At 48.2% G+C, this 16,343-nt stretch carries 10 protein-coding genes; 3 read left to right on the forward strand and 7 right to left on the reverse strand.

Translation table 11 applies throughout. The features are described 5' to 3' along the window. The 4 genes from B7992_RS10785 to B7992_RS10800 form a co-directional block, all read right to left on the reverse strand. Positions 1-2,223: a UvrD-helicase domain-containing protein gene (locus tag B7992_RS10785; RefSeq protein ID WP_249505332.1), complete on the reverse strand. Its 2,223-nt coding sequence runs from the start codon at positions 2,221-2,223 to the stop codon at positions 1-3. Positions 2,224-2,332: 109 nt separating this feature from the next. After that, entirely contained in the window at positions 2,333-3,340 is a 1,008-nt protein-coding gene (locus B7992_RS10790; RefSeq protein WP_073155874.1) for a lysylphosphatidylglycerol synthase transmembrane domain-containing protein, read from the reverse strand. After that, the gene (locus B7992_RS10795; protein WP_073155871.1) at positions 3,330-4,481 is read right to left on the reverse strand and encodes a glycosyltransferase family 4 protein; all 1,152 of its coding nucleotides are present in this window, start codon (positions 4,479-4,481) and stop codon (positions 3,330-3,332) included. Before B7992_RS10795 ends, B7992_RS10790 begins: the two co-directional genes overlap by 11 nt. Positions 4,482-4,484: 3 nt before the next feature. Continuing rightward, complete coding sequence (locus B7992_RS10800; protein WP_254794841.1) at positions 4,485-5,201, reverse strand: class I SAM-dependent methyltransferase; 717 nt, start codon at positions 5,199-5,201, stop codon at positions 4,485-4,487. Between the two features lie 317 nt (positions 5,202-5,518). Here B7992_RS10800 and B7992_RS10805 point away from each other — a divergent pair, with 317 nt between their 5' ends. Then, positions 5,519-6,331, forward strand: a complete 813-nt coding sequence (locus tag B7992_RS10805; protein WP_073155865.1) for an RNA polymerase sigma factor RpoD/SigA — start codon at positions 5,519-5,521, stop codon at positions 6,329-6,331. 237 nt (positions 6,332-6,568) lie between these two features. Here the strand turns inward: B7992_RS10805 and B7992_RS16715 are convergent, their stop codons facing one another. The 3 genes from B7992_RS16715 to hemW all read right to left on the reverse strand — a co-directional run bounded on the left by B7992_RS16715 (position 6,569) and on the right by hemW (position 14,864). Next, a complete protein-coding gene (locus tag B7992_RS16715; protein WP_176421921.1) occupies positions 6,569-10,816 on the reverse strand; it encodes a hypothetical protein in 4,248 nt (1,415 codons plus the stop codon). A gap of 23 nt (positions 10,817-10,839) precedes the next feature. Continuing rightward, positions 10,840-13,563: a hypothetical protein gene (locus B7992_RS10815; protein ID WP_139259068.1), complete on the reverse strand. Its 2,724-nt coding sequence runs from the start codon at positions 13,561-13,563 to the stop codon at positions 10,840-10,842. A 155-nt stretch (positions 13,564-13,718) separates the two neighbouring features. Next, positions 13,719-14,864, reverse strand: a complete 1,146-nt coding sequence (gene hemW / locus B7992_RS10820; RefSeq protein WP_073233649.1) for a radical SAM family heme chaperone HemW — start codon at positions 14,862-14,864, stop codon at positions 13,719-13,721. A 102-nt stretch (positions 14,865-14,966) separates the two neighbouring features. Between hemW and B7992_RS10825 the strand changes: the two genes are divergently transcribed. Together B7992_RS10825 and B7992_RS10830 are read left to right on the forward strand one after the other, a co-directional pair. Then, positions 14,967-15,110 carry a hypothetical protein gene (locus B7992_RS10825; RefSeq protein ID WP_158535411.1) on the forward strand — a complete coding sequence of 48 codons (144 nt, stop codon included), beginning with the start codon at positions 14,967-14,969 and terminating at the stop codon, positions 15,108-15,110. A 13-nt stretch (positions 15,111-15,123) separates the two neighbouring features. After that, positions 15,124-16,218: an adenylate/guanylate cyclase domain-containing protein gene (locus tag B7992_RS10830; RefSeq protein WP_073155852.1), complete on the forward strand. Its 1,095-nt coding sequence runs from the start codon at positions 15,124-15,126 to the stop codon at positions 16,216-16,218. The last annotated feature ends 125 nt before the right edge of the window (positions 16,219-16,343 follow it).

Consider the following 16,343-nt stretch of genomic DNA (forward strand, 5'->3'; position numbering starts at 1 on the left):
CTACCTCAATGCACTTTCCATACGATCATGAACCATAGGACACAAATCCTGCTTCGGATCAATATCGGGATTGGATTCCTTCAACGCCTTCACGTCAATAGGATCAAGAATTTTCACCGTCACCTTGCACGGTCCGGCATTCTTTCGTTTCTCCCAGACAGCGGCAGAGCCCTTGATGACCAAGGGAAGAATGAAGCCGTCATTTTCGTGGGCAAAATAGAAAGTGCCACTCTTAAAAGGACCCAAAGCTCCGTCTTTACTGCGGGTTCCTTCAGGGAAGATAAACAAGCGGGGAGCAGCTCCTCGTTCCGCGATAACACGTCGTACGGCGGCTGCGGCACCACCCTTGGAACGGTTCACCAGGGCACAGCCAATCTGCTTCATCCAAAAATGAAGGAACGGCACCTTGCCCAGAGACTCCTTGGCCACAAAACCAAATGTCCGCTGAAGGGCAAGAAAAACCATAGGGATATCCGAAAATGAGCCATGGTTTCCAACCGCAAATACGGGGCGAGTCCAATCCACTTTGCCGAGCGCAGCCTGATTTTCAATATTCAATTCCACACGGAGCATCTTCAAACAGAAAGCAGAAAAGAACTGGATACGGCCATCGACCCAAGGAGTCATATCTCCGCCATGCCGCCACTTGGCATAGGGCACACGAATCATCTGCACACACAAGTAGCCAAGAACAATCAGGACGACATAAATTCTAAAAAAAACGAGAGGCATCATCAAACCTTTAGACTTACAGGAGCTTTCCTTCGGTAAAAAACTGGAACGTTTGAACTTACACAACTGCCCCTTCCAAAATCTACGTTTGCAATATAACAAAATCAGACAGGCCTCCGCACGAGTCACCCCCACATAGTACAGACGACGCTCCTCTTCCAACTGCCTTTTCCGCTGAGACCTAGATCCCGTACACGCCCCAGGAGTCAACCCCTCGGCAAGCCCCGCATAATAGACCACCGCGTACTGCAACCCCTTTGACGCATGCACAGTTTCCACATGCACCCCGTTTTCCAGGACGGCCCCTTCCTCACCATTTTCTGCAGGCCCTCCCGCAATGGGAATGTTATAATCCCGCAGGGCCTCTTCATAATAAAGCCGCTGGCGGTTATACCTTACAAGAATGGCAAAGTTTTTCCATTCCAAGTCATAGCCCATCCGAAGTTCCTTAATGGACTGAACAACCTTCTGCATTTCCTCCACCGGATTATCGGACACCCACACTTCAGGTTTCCGATTTTCCTTGAAGATGGGATTCCCCTTGGAGCCCGAAGGATTTCCAGCACGCAGGACCTTCCGCAAATGAATGGGCTTATTCGTAAAAATCTGATTCGCCAAATGAAGTACATTGGGAACAGACCGGTAATTCCATTCCAGGCGAATCAGCGTACTCTCCCTAAAATCGTCTCGGAAGCGGTTAATATTGCCGATATCAGCCCCGCGGAAACCATAAATAGCCTGGTCATCGTCCCCCACAACAAAAAGGGATTTCCGATTTCCAAGCAGACCTTTAACCATACGGTATTGAGTCGGATTGATATCTTGATATTCATCAACAAGAATTTCAGACCAAAGACTCTGAAAATAGTCCCGAACAAAGGGAAACTCTTCGATCAGGCGAATCGCCTCAAATATCAAATCTTCAAAAACCACACGACCAGTCTGATGGACTTCCTCCCGGAGGGGTGCCAACTTCTTTTGCAGTTTTGCCGACAACCCATAAGAAAAGAGATTTTCACGAAGGACTGTTCCACTTTTTATTTTAAGTTCCATAAGCCGATGGGCAAAGTTTCTCTCTGCAGATTCTGTCGGAGAGGGAATCTTCTTAAACCCCAGCAACTCGTACGCACACACCTCCCCCGAAGAACCATCCCCATTTGCAGGAACCTTACACTTCAACATATAAAGCGCAAGAGAATGAAACGTGCAAAGGCGCACCCCCGCATTAGGGAACAAGGCCTGTACACGCTCCCGCATTTCAGCAGCCGCCTTAGCCGTAAAAGTCAGCGCTAGAATTTTTTCGGGAGCCACACCGCAAAGTATGCGGTACTGGATGCGCTTGGTCAACACGGATGTCTTTCCCGACCCCGCACCAGCCAAAATCAAAAGCTGAGCCCCAGATTCGTGATCATGCAAAACAGCGGCCCTCTGGTCAGAATTCAAACCAGAGAGAATTTTTTCAGCCGGACTTTCGGCAGATTTCATATCCATACAAACCCGTATGGAATGGGATGATTTACATGTAAATCACCACCGGTATATAAAAAGACCGCATAACAGAACGTCTAACCGTTCTATAAACGGACAAGTTAAGACAGCCCTAGTCGGCCTTCTCGGCAGGATCCGCATTTTTCGCAGATCCACCAAGCAAGAAAACGAAAGCCCCAAACAAGCTGAGAATCAAACTTACGAAGTAAGCCAGGAGCTGGATCACCACCGATTCCAGGTTAGGGACACCGGCTTTCGCAAACAAAGATTGAGCCAGCAATTCACGAGGGCCAAATCCGCCAATGGAAATAGGCAAGGCGCTAATAATCGCCACCAGCGGGATGTAGTAGAAATACCAGGAAATCGAAAGATCTACACCGACTGCAATTCCGCAAAAGAAATGCACAAGGATTCGCAAAGCCTGCGTCACCGCCGACAAACTGCTAATAGAAACCCAGAGTTTCACAGAACGGAAATGCTGAAAACGTTCAAACATACGGAGCATGCGAGCATTCACCTTCTCCGGGAAAACTTTCGCCATGATCTTACAAAGCAGTCGGCCGAGCCTACGACTAAAGAGGGAGGCGAATAAGGCGCAGAATCCAAGGCATATCCAGACTGAAGGCCACATAAAGGCACGCTGTTCCGCATCATGCATAAAGAACAGAAAACCGACAGCGAGTGCAAACAACGTAATAAAGAACAATCCAAACAGACGATCAAAGAACGTCGCCGTAAGTCCAGCCCCGACAGTATCCTGCCCGCCCTGCATGCGGATATCATAAACCTTCTTGGCGTCGCCACCAACATTACCGGGCATGAAGTTGTTAAAGAACAAGCCGACATAATACAACTTCAACAGACGTCCATAAGAAAGATGGACATTCTGACGCTCCAGCAAAAGTTTCCACTGCAAGCAAGCCGTAAAGTTGGACAAACCCAGACAAAGAAGCGCCAGCACAAACGGGAGCACGCTCTTGACATTGAACAATTCGTACAAGTCCCCGACGTTCCAATCGGGCGCCAACACTATGTTCCTATACACAAAGTAAGCAGGAACCAGCGTCACCACCAGCTTCAGGCAGAACACCATAAAGGGCTTCATACGATTATTCTTCATCGTCACCCCCAACCTGATGTTGGATCACAAGATTCTGCATCAAGTTCAAAGTCATGTCAGCCGCAATATCCCAGCGGAATTCATCGGCATAAGCAGCGGCACCGGCCTCCAGGCGAGTCCTCAAGTCATCGTTACTATACAGGCGATCCATCTCAGAAGCGCAGGCATCCGTATCACCCGCCTGAAAGAGCAGGCCCGTCTCGCCATTACGCACACTGTCACGAAGACCAGGCACATCGCAGGCAATGGTCGTCGTACCAAGCTTCGCCGCTTCCACAACCGTAAGACCCCAGCCTTCCTTATAGCTAGTCTGCAGCAAGGCCGTGGCTCCGGCAAGCAGTTCACGTTTTCTTTTAGAACTGACAAAGCCAAGAAGGTCCACCTGACTTTCAAGATTATGCTGTTGCAACCAAGCAGGAAGTTTCTTCAACAACGGGCCATCACCCGCCACCACAAGTTTCACATCCGGATGATTCTTGGCAAACTTTTCAAAAGCCTCAAGAGCCGTCCAGATTCCCTTATAGCGATGAACGCGGGACAGCCACAAGAAATAAGGCACGCCCATACCCGCAGAGGCAACGCTGCCAACGGAAGAACTATCCTCAACGCGGCAATCATCGGAACCGTTATAAATTACAGAAATACGGGACTCATCCACGCCGATCTCGTTCAGTTCGCGCTTGGTACTGGGACTCACCACCACAAAGGGTTCCTTTCGGTAGAACCACGGAATGATGGTCTCAAAGAGCCACACGCCCAAGGCAACCGGGAAGGACGCCTCATGGAAAATGGAACCACGCCACAAGTGATGCATCTGCACCAGCACAGGCTTCTTCGTCAGATAAGGTGTAAACAGGGGAAGCTTGTTCAGGTCTTCCACCACCACATCAAAATCAAATTCCCGATCCAACTTCTTTAAGTTCAGCGCCGTATTCACCTGGAACAGCAAATCGCCACCCTTGCGGATTACGGTAATTCCGTCCACTTCTTCCCGGGACTTACATCCAGGGAACGCGGTCGTAAACAGGACCACCTTGTGGCCCATCTGGGCAATTAACGAAAAAATTCGGTGTAGGTGCTTTTCGGCGCCCCCGGCAGCGGGGTGCAGTCGATCGCGATAGTTAACGACAAGTATGTTCATCAGCTAGGGCTTACGACCCAAGACTCCAATGCAAAGCTGAGTGTAATGCATAAGCGGATTGGTTTCCAGGGAATCCAGCAAGGAATCCTTGATCTTCTGGTAGGCCGTACCCTGCAAGGGATACTTAGGCAGTTCAATGCCCACCTTAAAGCCCAGTTCACGAACCATGCGATAATACAGATTGGGACGCATCCAGTCGCCATACTGGTAGACATTTTCAAAGCCGGCGTCATTCATCAGCTTCTTCAGCTGGGGCATGGTAAACTGTTTTTCCCAACCGGCAAACCACTTATCCATAGCAATCAGGATATGCTTGATAACAGTGTAAGGATGAACCGTCTGGGGCACGTCACAAAGGCAATGCCCACCATGCTTCACAATGCGGTAGTTTTCCTTAAGCAGGGGCAGCGAATCCTTGAAATGTTCAGCCAGACCCTGATGGAAAACCAGGTCAAAGGTATTATCCGGGAAGGGAGCCTTGAACGCATCGCCGCGAACCAGATGAAGATTGGTCAGGTTTTCCCTTTCACGAAGGGAATTCACAATCTTCAGGCTATTTTCGGCAAAATCCAGGACATAGACTTCGGCTCCCAGGCGGGCCAGTTCCGCGCTATCGCGACCAGTACCGGCCCCCACTTCCAGAACCTTCAGCCCTTCCAGCTTAAAATTCTTCTTAATCGTTTCAATGACCGACGGGGACGAAGGGTAAACCTTGTCCATATCGTTCTTTCTTTTCCAAAACCTGTTCCAGACAGATTGATCGGGTTCTTTAATTGACATAACGAGCTAAATATACGAATTTGTCAAAAAGAAGTGGGCCCCCGATTTACGAATGCAACAAATACGAACATCCTGCCATAAGTCATAAAATAATGACAAATTTTGTTTAAATTTCAAGACAAAACATCTAATTTTTCTAAATTTCGTTACACGTCGTGAAATAAAATGCCCTTTTCGCCCTTTATTTCGCAAAAATTTACACTATTGGCACGCAACTTGCTTTAAAAAATGCGATATTAAAGGAGTAAGGTTTAAACATGCATATTGATTCTACTGATACTACTCTAAAGCGTTACCTAGAAGATATTCGTCGCACCGCTCCCCTCTCCAGAGATGAAGAACAGATTCTTTTCCAGAAAGCAAAAGAAGGCGATAAAATCGCCCGTAAAAAGCTGATCTCTGCAAATATGCGTTTCGTTTTGAAGGTGGCAATCCAGTACCGCGGTTGCCCCATCCCCCTGCCGGACCTGGTTAGCGAAGGTGCTATGGGCCTCGTCCGCGCAATCGAATCTTTCGAACACACCCGTGGCCTTAAGTTCATTTCTTATGGCGTGTGGTGGATCAAGGCTTATATTACCCGCGCTATCAACGAACAGGGCAACCTGATTCGTCTCCCTGCAAACCAGCACCTACGTGTGCGTAAGGCATTGCACGAACAGTCCCGCGGTAAGGAAATCAACGAAGAAATCCGCGAACTTATCCAGATCGGTCAGCGCGGCGTTTCTTTCGACAGCCCCCTGAAGGCAGACTCCAAGGCAACTTACGCCGAAGTGCTCCCCGATGGCGGCGCTTCCAATCCCGAAGCAGAATCCGAAATCCAGAGCGTCGAAGCATTGGCTCGCGACCTTATGGAACAGCTGCCGGAACGCGAAGCAAAGGTTATTACCGGCATCTTCGGTATCAACCAGGAAGCTCCTCAGACCCTCCGTGAAGTGGGCGAATCCATGAACATCTCCCACGAACGCGTGCGTCAGTTGCGTGACCAGGCACTCCGCCGTATCCGCAAGTACAACAGCAAGGAATTCCTCCAGGAAAAGAAAGACGCATTTTTGGCAGCCATTAACAAGTAATGGCCGCTTAGATGCAGGGGCCCCTGCACATCCCCTATGAGGACAATTCTCACTAAGGCAACTAAGTTGCCAAGTGTTCATTAGCCCTAGACCCCTTGGCAGACGATTTTTATCGTCTGCGTTTTTTGTAGGTACTGCCGGCGATCGCTTTGACGCAGGGGGCTCCGCCCACCTCATTGAACAGAAAAGGCTCCCGCGATTTTTGCGGAAGCCTTTTCAATTTTCTAGGACAGCGGATTATTTCTTCTTGCTCTTTTTGCGGCGAACGCCCCACTTATCCTTAATCTCTTCTTCGATCTTCTTGTTTTCATAGCGGACCACCATCTTGAACTGGACGTTGTACACACCAGTTCCAACAAAGCGGCCGTTATGATCCTTGAAGTTCCAGTTCACGAAGACCTTCTTATCGGTTTCCAGGCAGTTGCCACCAAACTTGGGGCTGTTACAGGGAACCGTAATAATGGTGTCATTCACATACTGGCCCAAATGGTCGAAGAAGTTCACGATGAACGAGATGTAGACATCTTCAGGCTTCAGGGAATCCAGCACAGAAGGATCGTAGGAACCATCTACACCGACCTGAGCGCGATCCAGGAGCTGCGGCACGAAGCGTTCACCCAACTGAACCAGCTGACCCAAGGCGCCTTCCTTTTGCAGGTCTTCCTTAGTCGTCGACCCAGGCACATAGCGGAGGTTCACGGAGCTTACAGTCTGGAGAGTGTAGCTCTTATCGCCATCTTCGTCAACGACGCGATCATCATTGGCATCGAAGGTACCCATATTAGTAGCCTCAACCAAATGGTTCAGCAAGCCACCAATAATAACCGGCTGAGGATCGTCGCCAGCAACGTTGCCATAGTTATCCTTAATGGCATCCTTGGCACCCTTACGGACAATCAGGGAGTCGCCCGGCATAATGGTAGATACGCCACCATCCAGAATCAACTTGACAGAGTAGCCATCAGAGGACCATTCCATACGCATGGGATCCAGTTCGATAGTCTTTCCTCCATGAATATAGGAGAAGAAGTCTTCGCCCTTGAGGTTCTTGGTAAGAATCGGTTCAGAGAAGGTCACAATCAAGGTGTCAGCCTTGGAACCATAGCTCAGGAAGGCCTGAGAAACCACAGGAGACATCTTGTCAACCGGAGGCACGGTTTCTTCATTCACGAAGGTTTCATTAAACACGCTGTAGTACGTGTAGATGGTAGCCTCGGGCAGATCTTCGCGAATGCTGGTGACTCCAGAAGCCAGCGGAGTTGCGGCATGAACATCCCAGATGACTCGGGTAGAGTCCTTAGGATCAATACGCAATTCACCAGGCTGAGCCTGCAGCTGAATCAGCAAGCCTCTGCTGCTATACCACGGGAAGGACATGTACACAGACTCAAGATCTGCAGCCGTCAGCTTCTTGTCGAACACGGTCACAATCTGGTCCAGAACGCCGTCTCCATCGGTATCCCAGTATTCCGAGTTCTTTGCAGAGGCAAAGCGGTCCGTTACCGTCACAGGGATTTCACGATCGTATTCATCAGAAGTAATGTACGGCAAGCTGCTGAAGGTCACGTTAGGATACAGAGACACGCTATCCTTCTTGCCGCCCTTGAGATCAAAGGTCTTTGCAACCAGGATCACGATATCCTTTGTAGGCATGTACACTTTCTTAATCTGACCCACGTCGAAGCCATAACGTTCAGCTTCCTGCTTGAGCATAATCAGCATTTCAGGAGAACCAACGTCAGCCGGAATCAGATCAATACTGAACTGCAGGAACAGGGAGTCCATACCGTTAGCATTGCGGATTGCATATGCATCCTTAATCACAAAGCTACCCACTTCAACAATGGAAGATTCTCTACCATAAGTAGCACCCTTACCATCACCGTAGTAAATCAGAGCCTTTGCATCCTTCGGGAATTCGCCCACGGCCGGCAAGCCCTTGACCTTGCTTACGTCAACCAGGATTCGATCCTTGGAATCATTAAGCTTCGGATTAGCGCACTTGATAGTATCCTTACCCAGAACGATCTTCACGCTATCCAGATCATAGTTGCCGGAGAGGGAATCGTTCAGGAGAATTTCCATGTAGTCCAAGGTATTGTTGCCATCAGTATCCTTGATGTAACCGACACGAGCATCAGGAATAGGATCGTAGAAGGTGATGTTGTCGATGATAATCATTTCACCGCCACCTCTAACCTTAATGGCACCACCAGAAACCACCTTATCAGAAGTTACGTAGAAGGTCACGGAACCATCAGAGTTAACCTTGATGGTCTGAGTCTTGGTACCGCCATTTTCCTTATCGATCAAGGCGATTACAGATTCAGAAATAATTTCCAGGGAATCCACATCACCGAAGTATTCCTTCACCTTAGAAGAGTCCAGAGTAATTGCCAGAACCTGTCCAACCTTTGCGGTATTCTTTCCAGAGTTGTATTCCAGATTCAGAGAATCACCCTTGGGCTTATCATTCAGCAGGTAACTGTTACCATTAATTACCACGGAATTCTTAGTACCCGGAGTCGTGGGATTCAAGACGATTACGCTAGCCACGGCAGAGTCACCCTTGTCAAAGTCATCTGCAGAGGGATAGCTTTCGTAATCAGAACCTTCATTCTGGATGTAATCATCAGCACCATAGTAGACTCTGGAGGAGCTGGACTTTCCGTCAACATCTTCACCGGCTCCGATACTTCTGCTAGAAGAGGAATTGCTACCGGAATTACCGCCGTTGGAACCGCTGGAACCATTGTCGCCATTACCGCCATTGGAACCAGAGCTGCCATTGCCACCATTGGAACCGCTGGAGCCATTGCCGCCATTGGAGCCGGAGCTGCCATTGCCACCATTGGAACCGCTGGAACCATTGCCACCGTTAGAGCCGCTAGAGCCATTGTCGCCGTTGGAACCGCTGGAGCCATTGCCACCATTGGAGCCAGAGCTGCCATTACCATTGGAACCGCTGGAGCCATTGCCACCATTGGAACCAGAGCTGCCATTACCATTGGAACCGCTGGAACCATTGCCACCGTTAGAGCCGGAACTACTATTAGAGTTAGAACTTCCGTTGGAATTGCTAGACTTGCCAGAAGTACTGGAGCCACCCTTAGAAGAGCTGCTTCCACCCAGGCTACTGCTAGATCCATTATAGGTAATCAAAGCAGAACTACTCTGATAGGTTTCTTCGGAAAGATCTTCGTCTGCGCCAGACGTACCACCAGCGCGGTCGACAATAACACCTTTAAGAGGGGCCAAATCGTCCAAAAAGTTGTCAATCCACTGCACATGGATAAGAATATTATCCTTGATCAGCTTTTGGGAATTGCCAACATAGTCCACAAAGACCATGTGGCCTGTGTTACTGGCAACAAACAAATGACCATAGCCATCGACAGTACCCTGGTCAAGGCGCCAACCGGTATAAGCACCATCCTTCGTTCTCGGGAGAGTCAAATTTTCAAGAGTTTCCTCAAAGAAATATTCACGCATATCGATGGTGGCGACCACCTTGGCCTTCAAGGCACCGTTTTCACGGTAGGGCTGAATCTGAACAATCTTGGAACCACCGAATACGAAGATGGTCTTGGAGTATTCATCATAAGTGGCACCATGAGCACCTTCCAAAGAGTCAATCAAGATCTTCGTGCCAAAGGATTTGATGACCTTTTCGCCCACCTTTCCACCATAGGTACCGATATTTCCTTCAGTTACCGTTACATAGGTTGTATCAGTGAAATACCCGAAATAGGCGCCACCCCTTCTCTCTTTAATTTTATCGGCAGTACAATTTTCGTGATTCGGTTCGCAACCACCACCCATATAGTCAGAATAGGTAAAGAACGCAGTTCCATCACCATCCCAAACTATCGTAGCAAGATTCTTATCCTTTCGGCGATTCGAAGCATTCGGTCTAAGTTCAACGTGATAACCCTTAGAAGAGAAGTTCTTCTCGGTCACATCCGTTTCGGTAGAGAACCTAAACAGAGGCCCAGGAATACCCGAACCCCACAAAATCTTCTGGGTAGGATCCATCATCAAGTGCCAAATACCAGAAGTCTCCTGAGCAGGAGTACCTGATTTCACAACACAGTTGTTTCCATTACCAGCAGTTTTGCTCACCTTATAGATGGTCTTCTGTTCCTGACCTGCAACAAGCAAATCACCATCAGGATGCTGAACAATACCGTCGGCACCATGAACACCATCATTGTAAGAACAAACCACCTTCTTATCAGAAGGTTTCATTAGCAGGTAGCCAGCACCGTTGTACTGATAGCTGATACCCTTGACACGGTCACCGACCCCATCATTCTGGTACTTTGTGTAGTACAGAGTAGCCTTGGAAGAGGGATGAGGGACAATGTCACCCACCTGCTGAATCCAAATACCGGTCGCCGGATTTTCCGGGGCGGGCATATTTGCGGCCACAGCGGAACCAGCCGCCATGAGCATAGCTGTTATGTATCTTGTAATCTTCTTCATATCACTACCCTCTGAAATCGTCCCTAGTGCTTAGTTGCGGAAACGCCCCATCTAAAGACTCTTTCAACTTTAAAATCTTCCTCTGCGCCGTACACGCGAATATTAAACTTTGCCAAATAGATACCGACGCCAACCTTACGGCCATTGTCGGAACGCATATTCCAGCGAACATACAACTTATCCGGATTTTCAAGGCAATTGCCGTCAAAGAACGGATCGTCGCAATCAATCTTGCCCGAGGCGTGTCCAACATATGCGCCAAGGTTTGTATACACATACAATTCCCACTTCAATCCGATTTTATCGATATCCACCTTGGATACACCATCAGAACCATTCTTCATAATGGTTGCAAAGCTGACATCCATCAGGACACCCAGAGAAGCCTTCTGTTCTTCGCTCAGTTCAGATTCCACATGGTCAAGAGTAAAGGGCTTTGCTCTTTCGCTCAGTTCTTCCATGCGGTTCAAGTCAGCCATAGAGGTTGTCTTCATAACCACACGAGGATCGCCCTTCACCATCACAGGAGGAGTGACTTCGGCAACGTTATTGCCCTCGAGATCCTTCAAGCCAGAAGTGAAGTTGTCAAAGCGAACAGAATCTGCAGGATTCATACGGCTAGTCAGATCAGCTCCTGCTTCCATCATAAAGGTAACGGTACGTCCACCGTTACTCCACTGAGCGTCACTCAAGTCGTAATGGACCCATTCCCCATCCACATAGAAGGCGAGGCAGTCATCGGTCAAGTTAAAGTTCTTATAATCGATGGGTTCAGAGAAGGTAACGGTAAAGCGATCCGGTTCCATTTCCTGGAAAGACTCAGGATTCAGGAAGGTCGTGGAAATAACAGGCGGCATATAGTCGTGCATTCCACAGAGTGTTTCTTCTTCGGTCTTTTCGCCGTCAATAGTAACCTTATTGATCAGCTTGGCATAGCCATATTCCTTACCCTTAGAAGAAACGGAATCAATAGAAGTCAGCATCGGCTTGATGTTGTACTTATCTGGATCCAGGGCATAACCAACCACCAGTCCATCGTCAGAAATGACCAGGTCATAGATGCTAGTCGGAACAATTTCAACAACATCACCATCCTTATCCAACCAGTAGAACTTCAATTCCAGATTCTTCAAGTCATCTTCTGTAATAGGAGTGCTGAAGCCCAGAGAAACACTATCCATACGGCCGTCACCATCTCGATCATAGAAGCCGTTATTTTCGTTGTCTGCATAAACACGGCCAGCGTTGTCAACAGGAACTTCCTTATTGTTCTTGGACGTAGGCACACCGTCAGCTGAAGTCAGGATGCCGTCGGGGCACTTATCCTTGCCGCAAACGGTTTCAATCTTGATCATGTCACCAACTTCAACCACGCCAGTCTTCACAACGAAGGTCCAGACATTGCCATCCTTCTTGACGGCATTGACATCAATGGCTTCTCCATTCAGGACCAGGCCACGACCAGAAGTCCAGGACTCATCCATGTCCTTGTTGAAACGGACAACCAGGGTGTCAGTCTTGCCATTGCCCTTGATCAGGGATGCAGACTGGATGGCGGCGCCGATGCTATCCTTCAGATCGGTCTTCAGGGTATCGCAGCGGTTGCCCAAGGTGGAACATACATAGGCCTTAACAGCACCGGTAGCGGAATCCTTCTGAAGTTTCACGCTCACATCGGGCAGGCCAAAGATATCTCCATTCTTATTTTCCTTGACATCGCCGGAATACTTCTTGAAAGATTCATCATCAGGCCAGCTGTAGTAGAAGCTGTCCACAGACACAGAATCCATATTGCCGCTGAACCAGGTAGCAATGCTATCGCCAATACCATCACCATCGGTATCATAAATGGCAGCACCGTCCAGAGAAGGCATATCCGGATTCTTGAACTGCAATTCGCCGGGGAACTTCTCATCCACAAGGAACTTGGTCTTGCCAGAGGAGTCCTTACCATCATCAAAGCCACCAAGAGTGAAGGTGGAACCATCGGTAACGGCCTTTGTTGCCACAACCAGGAAGCTGGACTTACCGTTTTCGATTTTCAGACGGACTGATCCATCACTCAAGGTCAGGTCGGAACCACTGGGGCTCAGGAACTTGAGGGATTTGCTATCGCCAAAAGCAGAGAAGAAGAAAGTCCTTTCAAGAGTGGAGTCCGTTCTGTCAGCCTGGGGGCCATAGGGAATAACAGCACGCACGTCAACTTTTACAGTATCGCCAACCTTGTAGTCCAGTTTAGACACATCGGTTATGACCTTACCATCAATGCTGTATTCCAGTTCCGGGGCATAGAAGTTATAGACAAGACTTACAATGGGATCGATATCCGATTCGGAGACTGCAGTACCCAGCTGGAAGTTCTCATAAGCGTAGTGGCCATAAATATTGACTTCGACAACAGAATCCGCACCGGAATTCACAGGAGTGAGATTTTTTATCTGAGTGGAGTCAGAAGCCTTGGTAACGGTCAGAGTGTCAGTGCTAACTTCCTTAGGGATGTAAACCAGGAAGTCCTTGTAAGGGATAGCATTCTTTCTCATGATGGCAGAATCCGGATCCACCACATAAAGCACTGCTGTTCGGGTAGACCAGATTCGGGCGTACTTGCAGCGGACGTCCGGTGTTGCCTTGGGGTCATTCTTGTTGTAGTTGACGCAGTCTACATTTTCGGCAAAGGCCGCTGTCGAGCAAATCAACAGGAGCAATAACGCCCACATAGCGGAGATATGTGACTTAAACAACTGCATCTTAAACCTCTAATCCAATTCAAAATTCAATAACAGGAGAAAAATGCATCCTTCTTTATGCAAATTCTCTTTTACAAAGATATGTTTTTTTTAAGAAAAAGCAAAAGGGGTTTACGCCTTTGTGACTTGAATCTCACGCTATTTTACAGTTTCATTTATTCCAATTCAGAATAGGAATTAGCCAAGTCCGTAACGATTTCATCCATAAAAATCCAACCTCGGCCGCAAAGCTTTAGGCGGTCATGATTTTCCATCGAAACGAACCCCTTCTTAAGCCATTTTTCGTATGAAGAGGGCGGCAGACGCACTCCAAATGAGCTAAGTCCTTGAAGATCAAGGCCTGACGACTGTCTTAATGACAGCCAGAGGAGTTCCATGAGCACATCCTCATCATTTAATTTATCAGTAGTAAGTCGGGATTCCGGTGCCCCCTCACGGACAAAATCCCTCCATCGAGGGTACATCTCCGGTGCATAGAAACGGGTGTTTCCCAAAAAACTATGGGCTCCCGGGCCAAAACCGGCATATTCTCCCCGGGACCAATAGTTCCGGTTATGGATGCTTTCGTAACCAGGGCGGGCAAAATTTGAGACTTCGTAACGTTCAAATCCTTTTCGACCAAGAAGTTCAACGCCGTTCAAGTACATTTCTTCATACAAATCTTCATCGATATTCAGCAGCCCCTTTGACACCTTTTGCCCTAACATAGACCTAGGCGAAACCGTTAGACCGTAAAAACTGATGTGATTCAAGTTAAAATCGGACAGCCGATCCACATCATTCAGGAAACTTCTAACAGTCTGACCGGGAAGATTGAACATCAAATCCCCAGAAACCTGAGCGCCGGAAGAAGTCAACAAGTCAAGAGCCTGGATACCCGCTTCCACAGAGTGGGAACGGCCTATGGTAGTCAACAAATTCCCGTCAAATGTCTGTAACCCCAGGCTAAAACGTCGAACTCCAAGTTCCAAAGCCTTCTCTACCGTATGCTTTCGGGTAGATTCCGGGTTAAATTCCATGGAAACTTCTTTTAGGGAGTCAACATCCACCCCCAAAGACCTCAAACAGCCAAAGATCTGGCTCAGGCAGTCCAACGGAAGAATCGACGGGGTTCCCCCACCAAGGTATAAGGTTTGCGCCGTCTTTAGCAATCCCGGATGGGCGGCATCAAAAAATTCAACCTCACGGCAAAGTAGATCCGTATACTCCTGATAGAGCTTCGGAAACGCAGGCATCACGTGAAAATCGCAATAATCGCAAATTTTCGCACAAAAAGGGATGTGAATATACAGTCCAAACATTTTTTTTACAACAGAATCTACTACTTTTAGAGAAACATTCACTGAAATTTAGATTATATAAGGTATATGGAGAATAACGAAAAGAAGAATTGGAAAAAGAAAATGAGGAAGCGCCTTCCCCTCATTCTCTTTTTGACGCTTTCTACCGTCATTTTCTTCTTGGCATCAACCCTTCTGCTGGACGACTCCTACAAAGACATCGTCATCATTGCCATGATCTGGGCCCTGCCGTTATTCATTCATTGACCGGGATACTCCTATGGCAATGACACGCATGACACAGCGTAAATTCAAGGCGATCTGTTTCTACATCCTGTCGTGGATTGTAGTTTCTATGGGTGCGACGGCCTTGTCTACCTACGGAAACATCGACGGCATGGACCCCACCAGATTGCTATTCATGTTGCAGTTGTCCCTGTTCACAGGTCTGTCCCACGGCATCTACGACGTGGTGATTCTTCAGGACGAAATGGACAGCCGCCCCGTGGCCACGTCCTTGTTAATCCGTTCCTGGTTTTTCTTGTCTAGCATTTGCGTCAACTTGATGCTCTGCATTCTAATCTGGTACATCGACAGCCGCGAAGGTCTTGTTAACGAGAATGCACTGCGCCAGGTACAGGCCGCATTTAAGGAACACGGTAACCAGGTTCTGATTGTCGGCTTGTTCCTCCTGGGCCACTTGATTACATTCGTCCGTTCAGTCCACAAAAAATTCGGATCTAGAGTCTTCATCAACACGGTCCTAGGCAAATACCAGGATCCAGTGGAAGAGGACCTGGTATTCATGTTCATCGACTTGAAGAATTCCACCACCATCTGTGAAGAACTGGGCAACATCAAATACAGCAACTTTATTCGAGACTACTACAAGCTTTTATCGAACTGTTGCGAAGAAAATCATGGAGAAATCTATCAGATTGCAGGCGATGGAGCCTTTATTACCTGGAAAACAAGTGCTTGTCGCAGCAGGGCAAGACCATTGAACTGCTTCTATGACTTCAAGGAATGCCTACACAACACCAAAAGACGCTTTTTGAGACGCTACGGAATTGCCCCAGACTTTAAGGCTGCGGCCCATTGCGGACAAGTGATCGCCACTGAGGTGGGAAACTTCGGAAGTGAAATGGCATACCATGGAGACGTTCTGAATACGACCGCCCGAATCCAGACGCTCTGTTCAAAGTTAGGCCAGGATTTCCTGATTTCGGAAGACCTGTTCGCCAAGCTCCCCCTCCCCTTGCCTCACAATTTCATGTGTTCCAAGGCAGGTCTTTTTGAACTTCGCGGAAAGAGAAACGGTACTTTGATATTCTCCTTGCAGCTGCCGGACTCTTTTAAAATCACGGAAGAATAATTTTTCAAAAAAATTAAATAAAATCAGAAAAGACCCTTTACAAGCTAAAAAAAAATAGTTAAATATGGCACACCCCGCGGGAATAGCTCAGTTGGTAGAGCACGACCTTGCCAAGGTCGGGGTCG

The organism is Fibrobacter sp. UWH1, from assembly GCF_002210365.1.
Taxonomy (GTDB): domain Bacteria; phylum Fibrobacterota; class Fibrobacteria; order Fibrobacterales; family Fibrobacteraceae; genus Fibrobacter.

Bases quoted from the DNA above. Each gene is read 5' to 3' on its own strand.
- B7992_RS10790 (WP_073155874.1), bottom strand. From the start codon at position 3,340: ATGAAGAATAATCGTATGAAGCCCTTTATGGTGTTCTGCCTGAAGCTG.
- B7992_RS10800 (WP_254794841.1), bottom strand. From the start codon at position 5,201: ATGGACAAGGTTTACCCTTCGTCCCCGTCGGTCATTGAAACGATTAAG.
- B7992_RS10785 (WP_249505332.1), bottom strand. From the start codon at position 2,223: ATGGATATGAAATCTGCCGAAAGTCCGGCTGAAAAAATTCTCTCTGGT.
- B7992_RS10830 (WP_073155852.1), top strand. From the start codon at position 15,124: ATGGCAATGACACGCATGACACAGCGTAAATTCAAGGCGATCTGTTTC.
- B7992_RS10805 (WP_073155865.1), top strand. From the start codon at position 5,519: ATGCATATTGATTCTACTGATACTACTCTAAAGCGTTACCTAGAAGAT.
- B7992_RS16715 (WP_176421921.1), bottom strand. From the start codon at position 10,816: ATGAAGAAGATTACAAGATACATAACAGCTATGCTCATGGCGGCTGGT.
- B7992_RS10825 (WP_158535411.1), top strand. From the start codon at position 14,967: ATGAGGAAGCGCCTTCCCCTCATTCTCTTTTTGACGCTTTCTACCGTC.
- B7992_RS10815 (WP_139259068.1), bottom strand. From the start codon at position 13,563: ATGCAGTTGTTTAAGTCACATATCTCCGCTATGTGGGCGTTATTGCTC.
- B7992_RS10795 (WP_073155871.1), bottom strand. From the start codon at position 4,481: ATGAACATACTTGTCGTTAACTATCGCGATCGACTGCACCCCGCTGCC.
- hemW (WP_073233649.1), bottom strand. From the start codon at position 14,864: ATGTTTGGACTGTATATTCACATCCCTTTTTGTGCGAAAATTTGCGAT.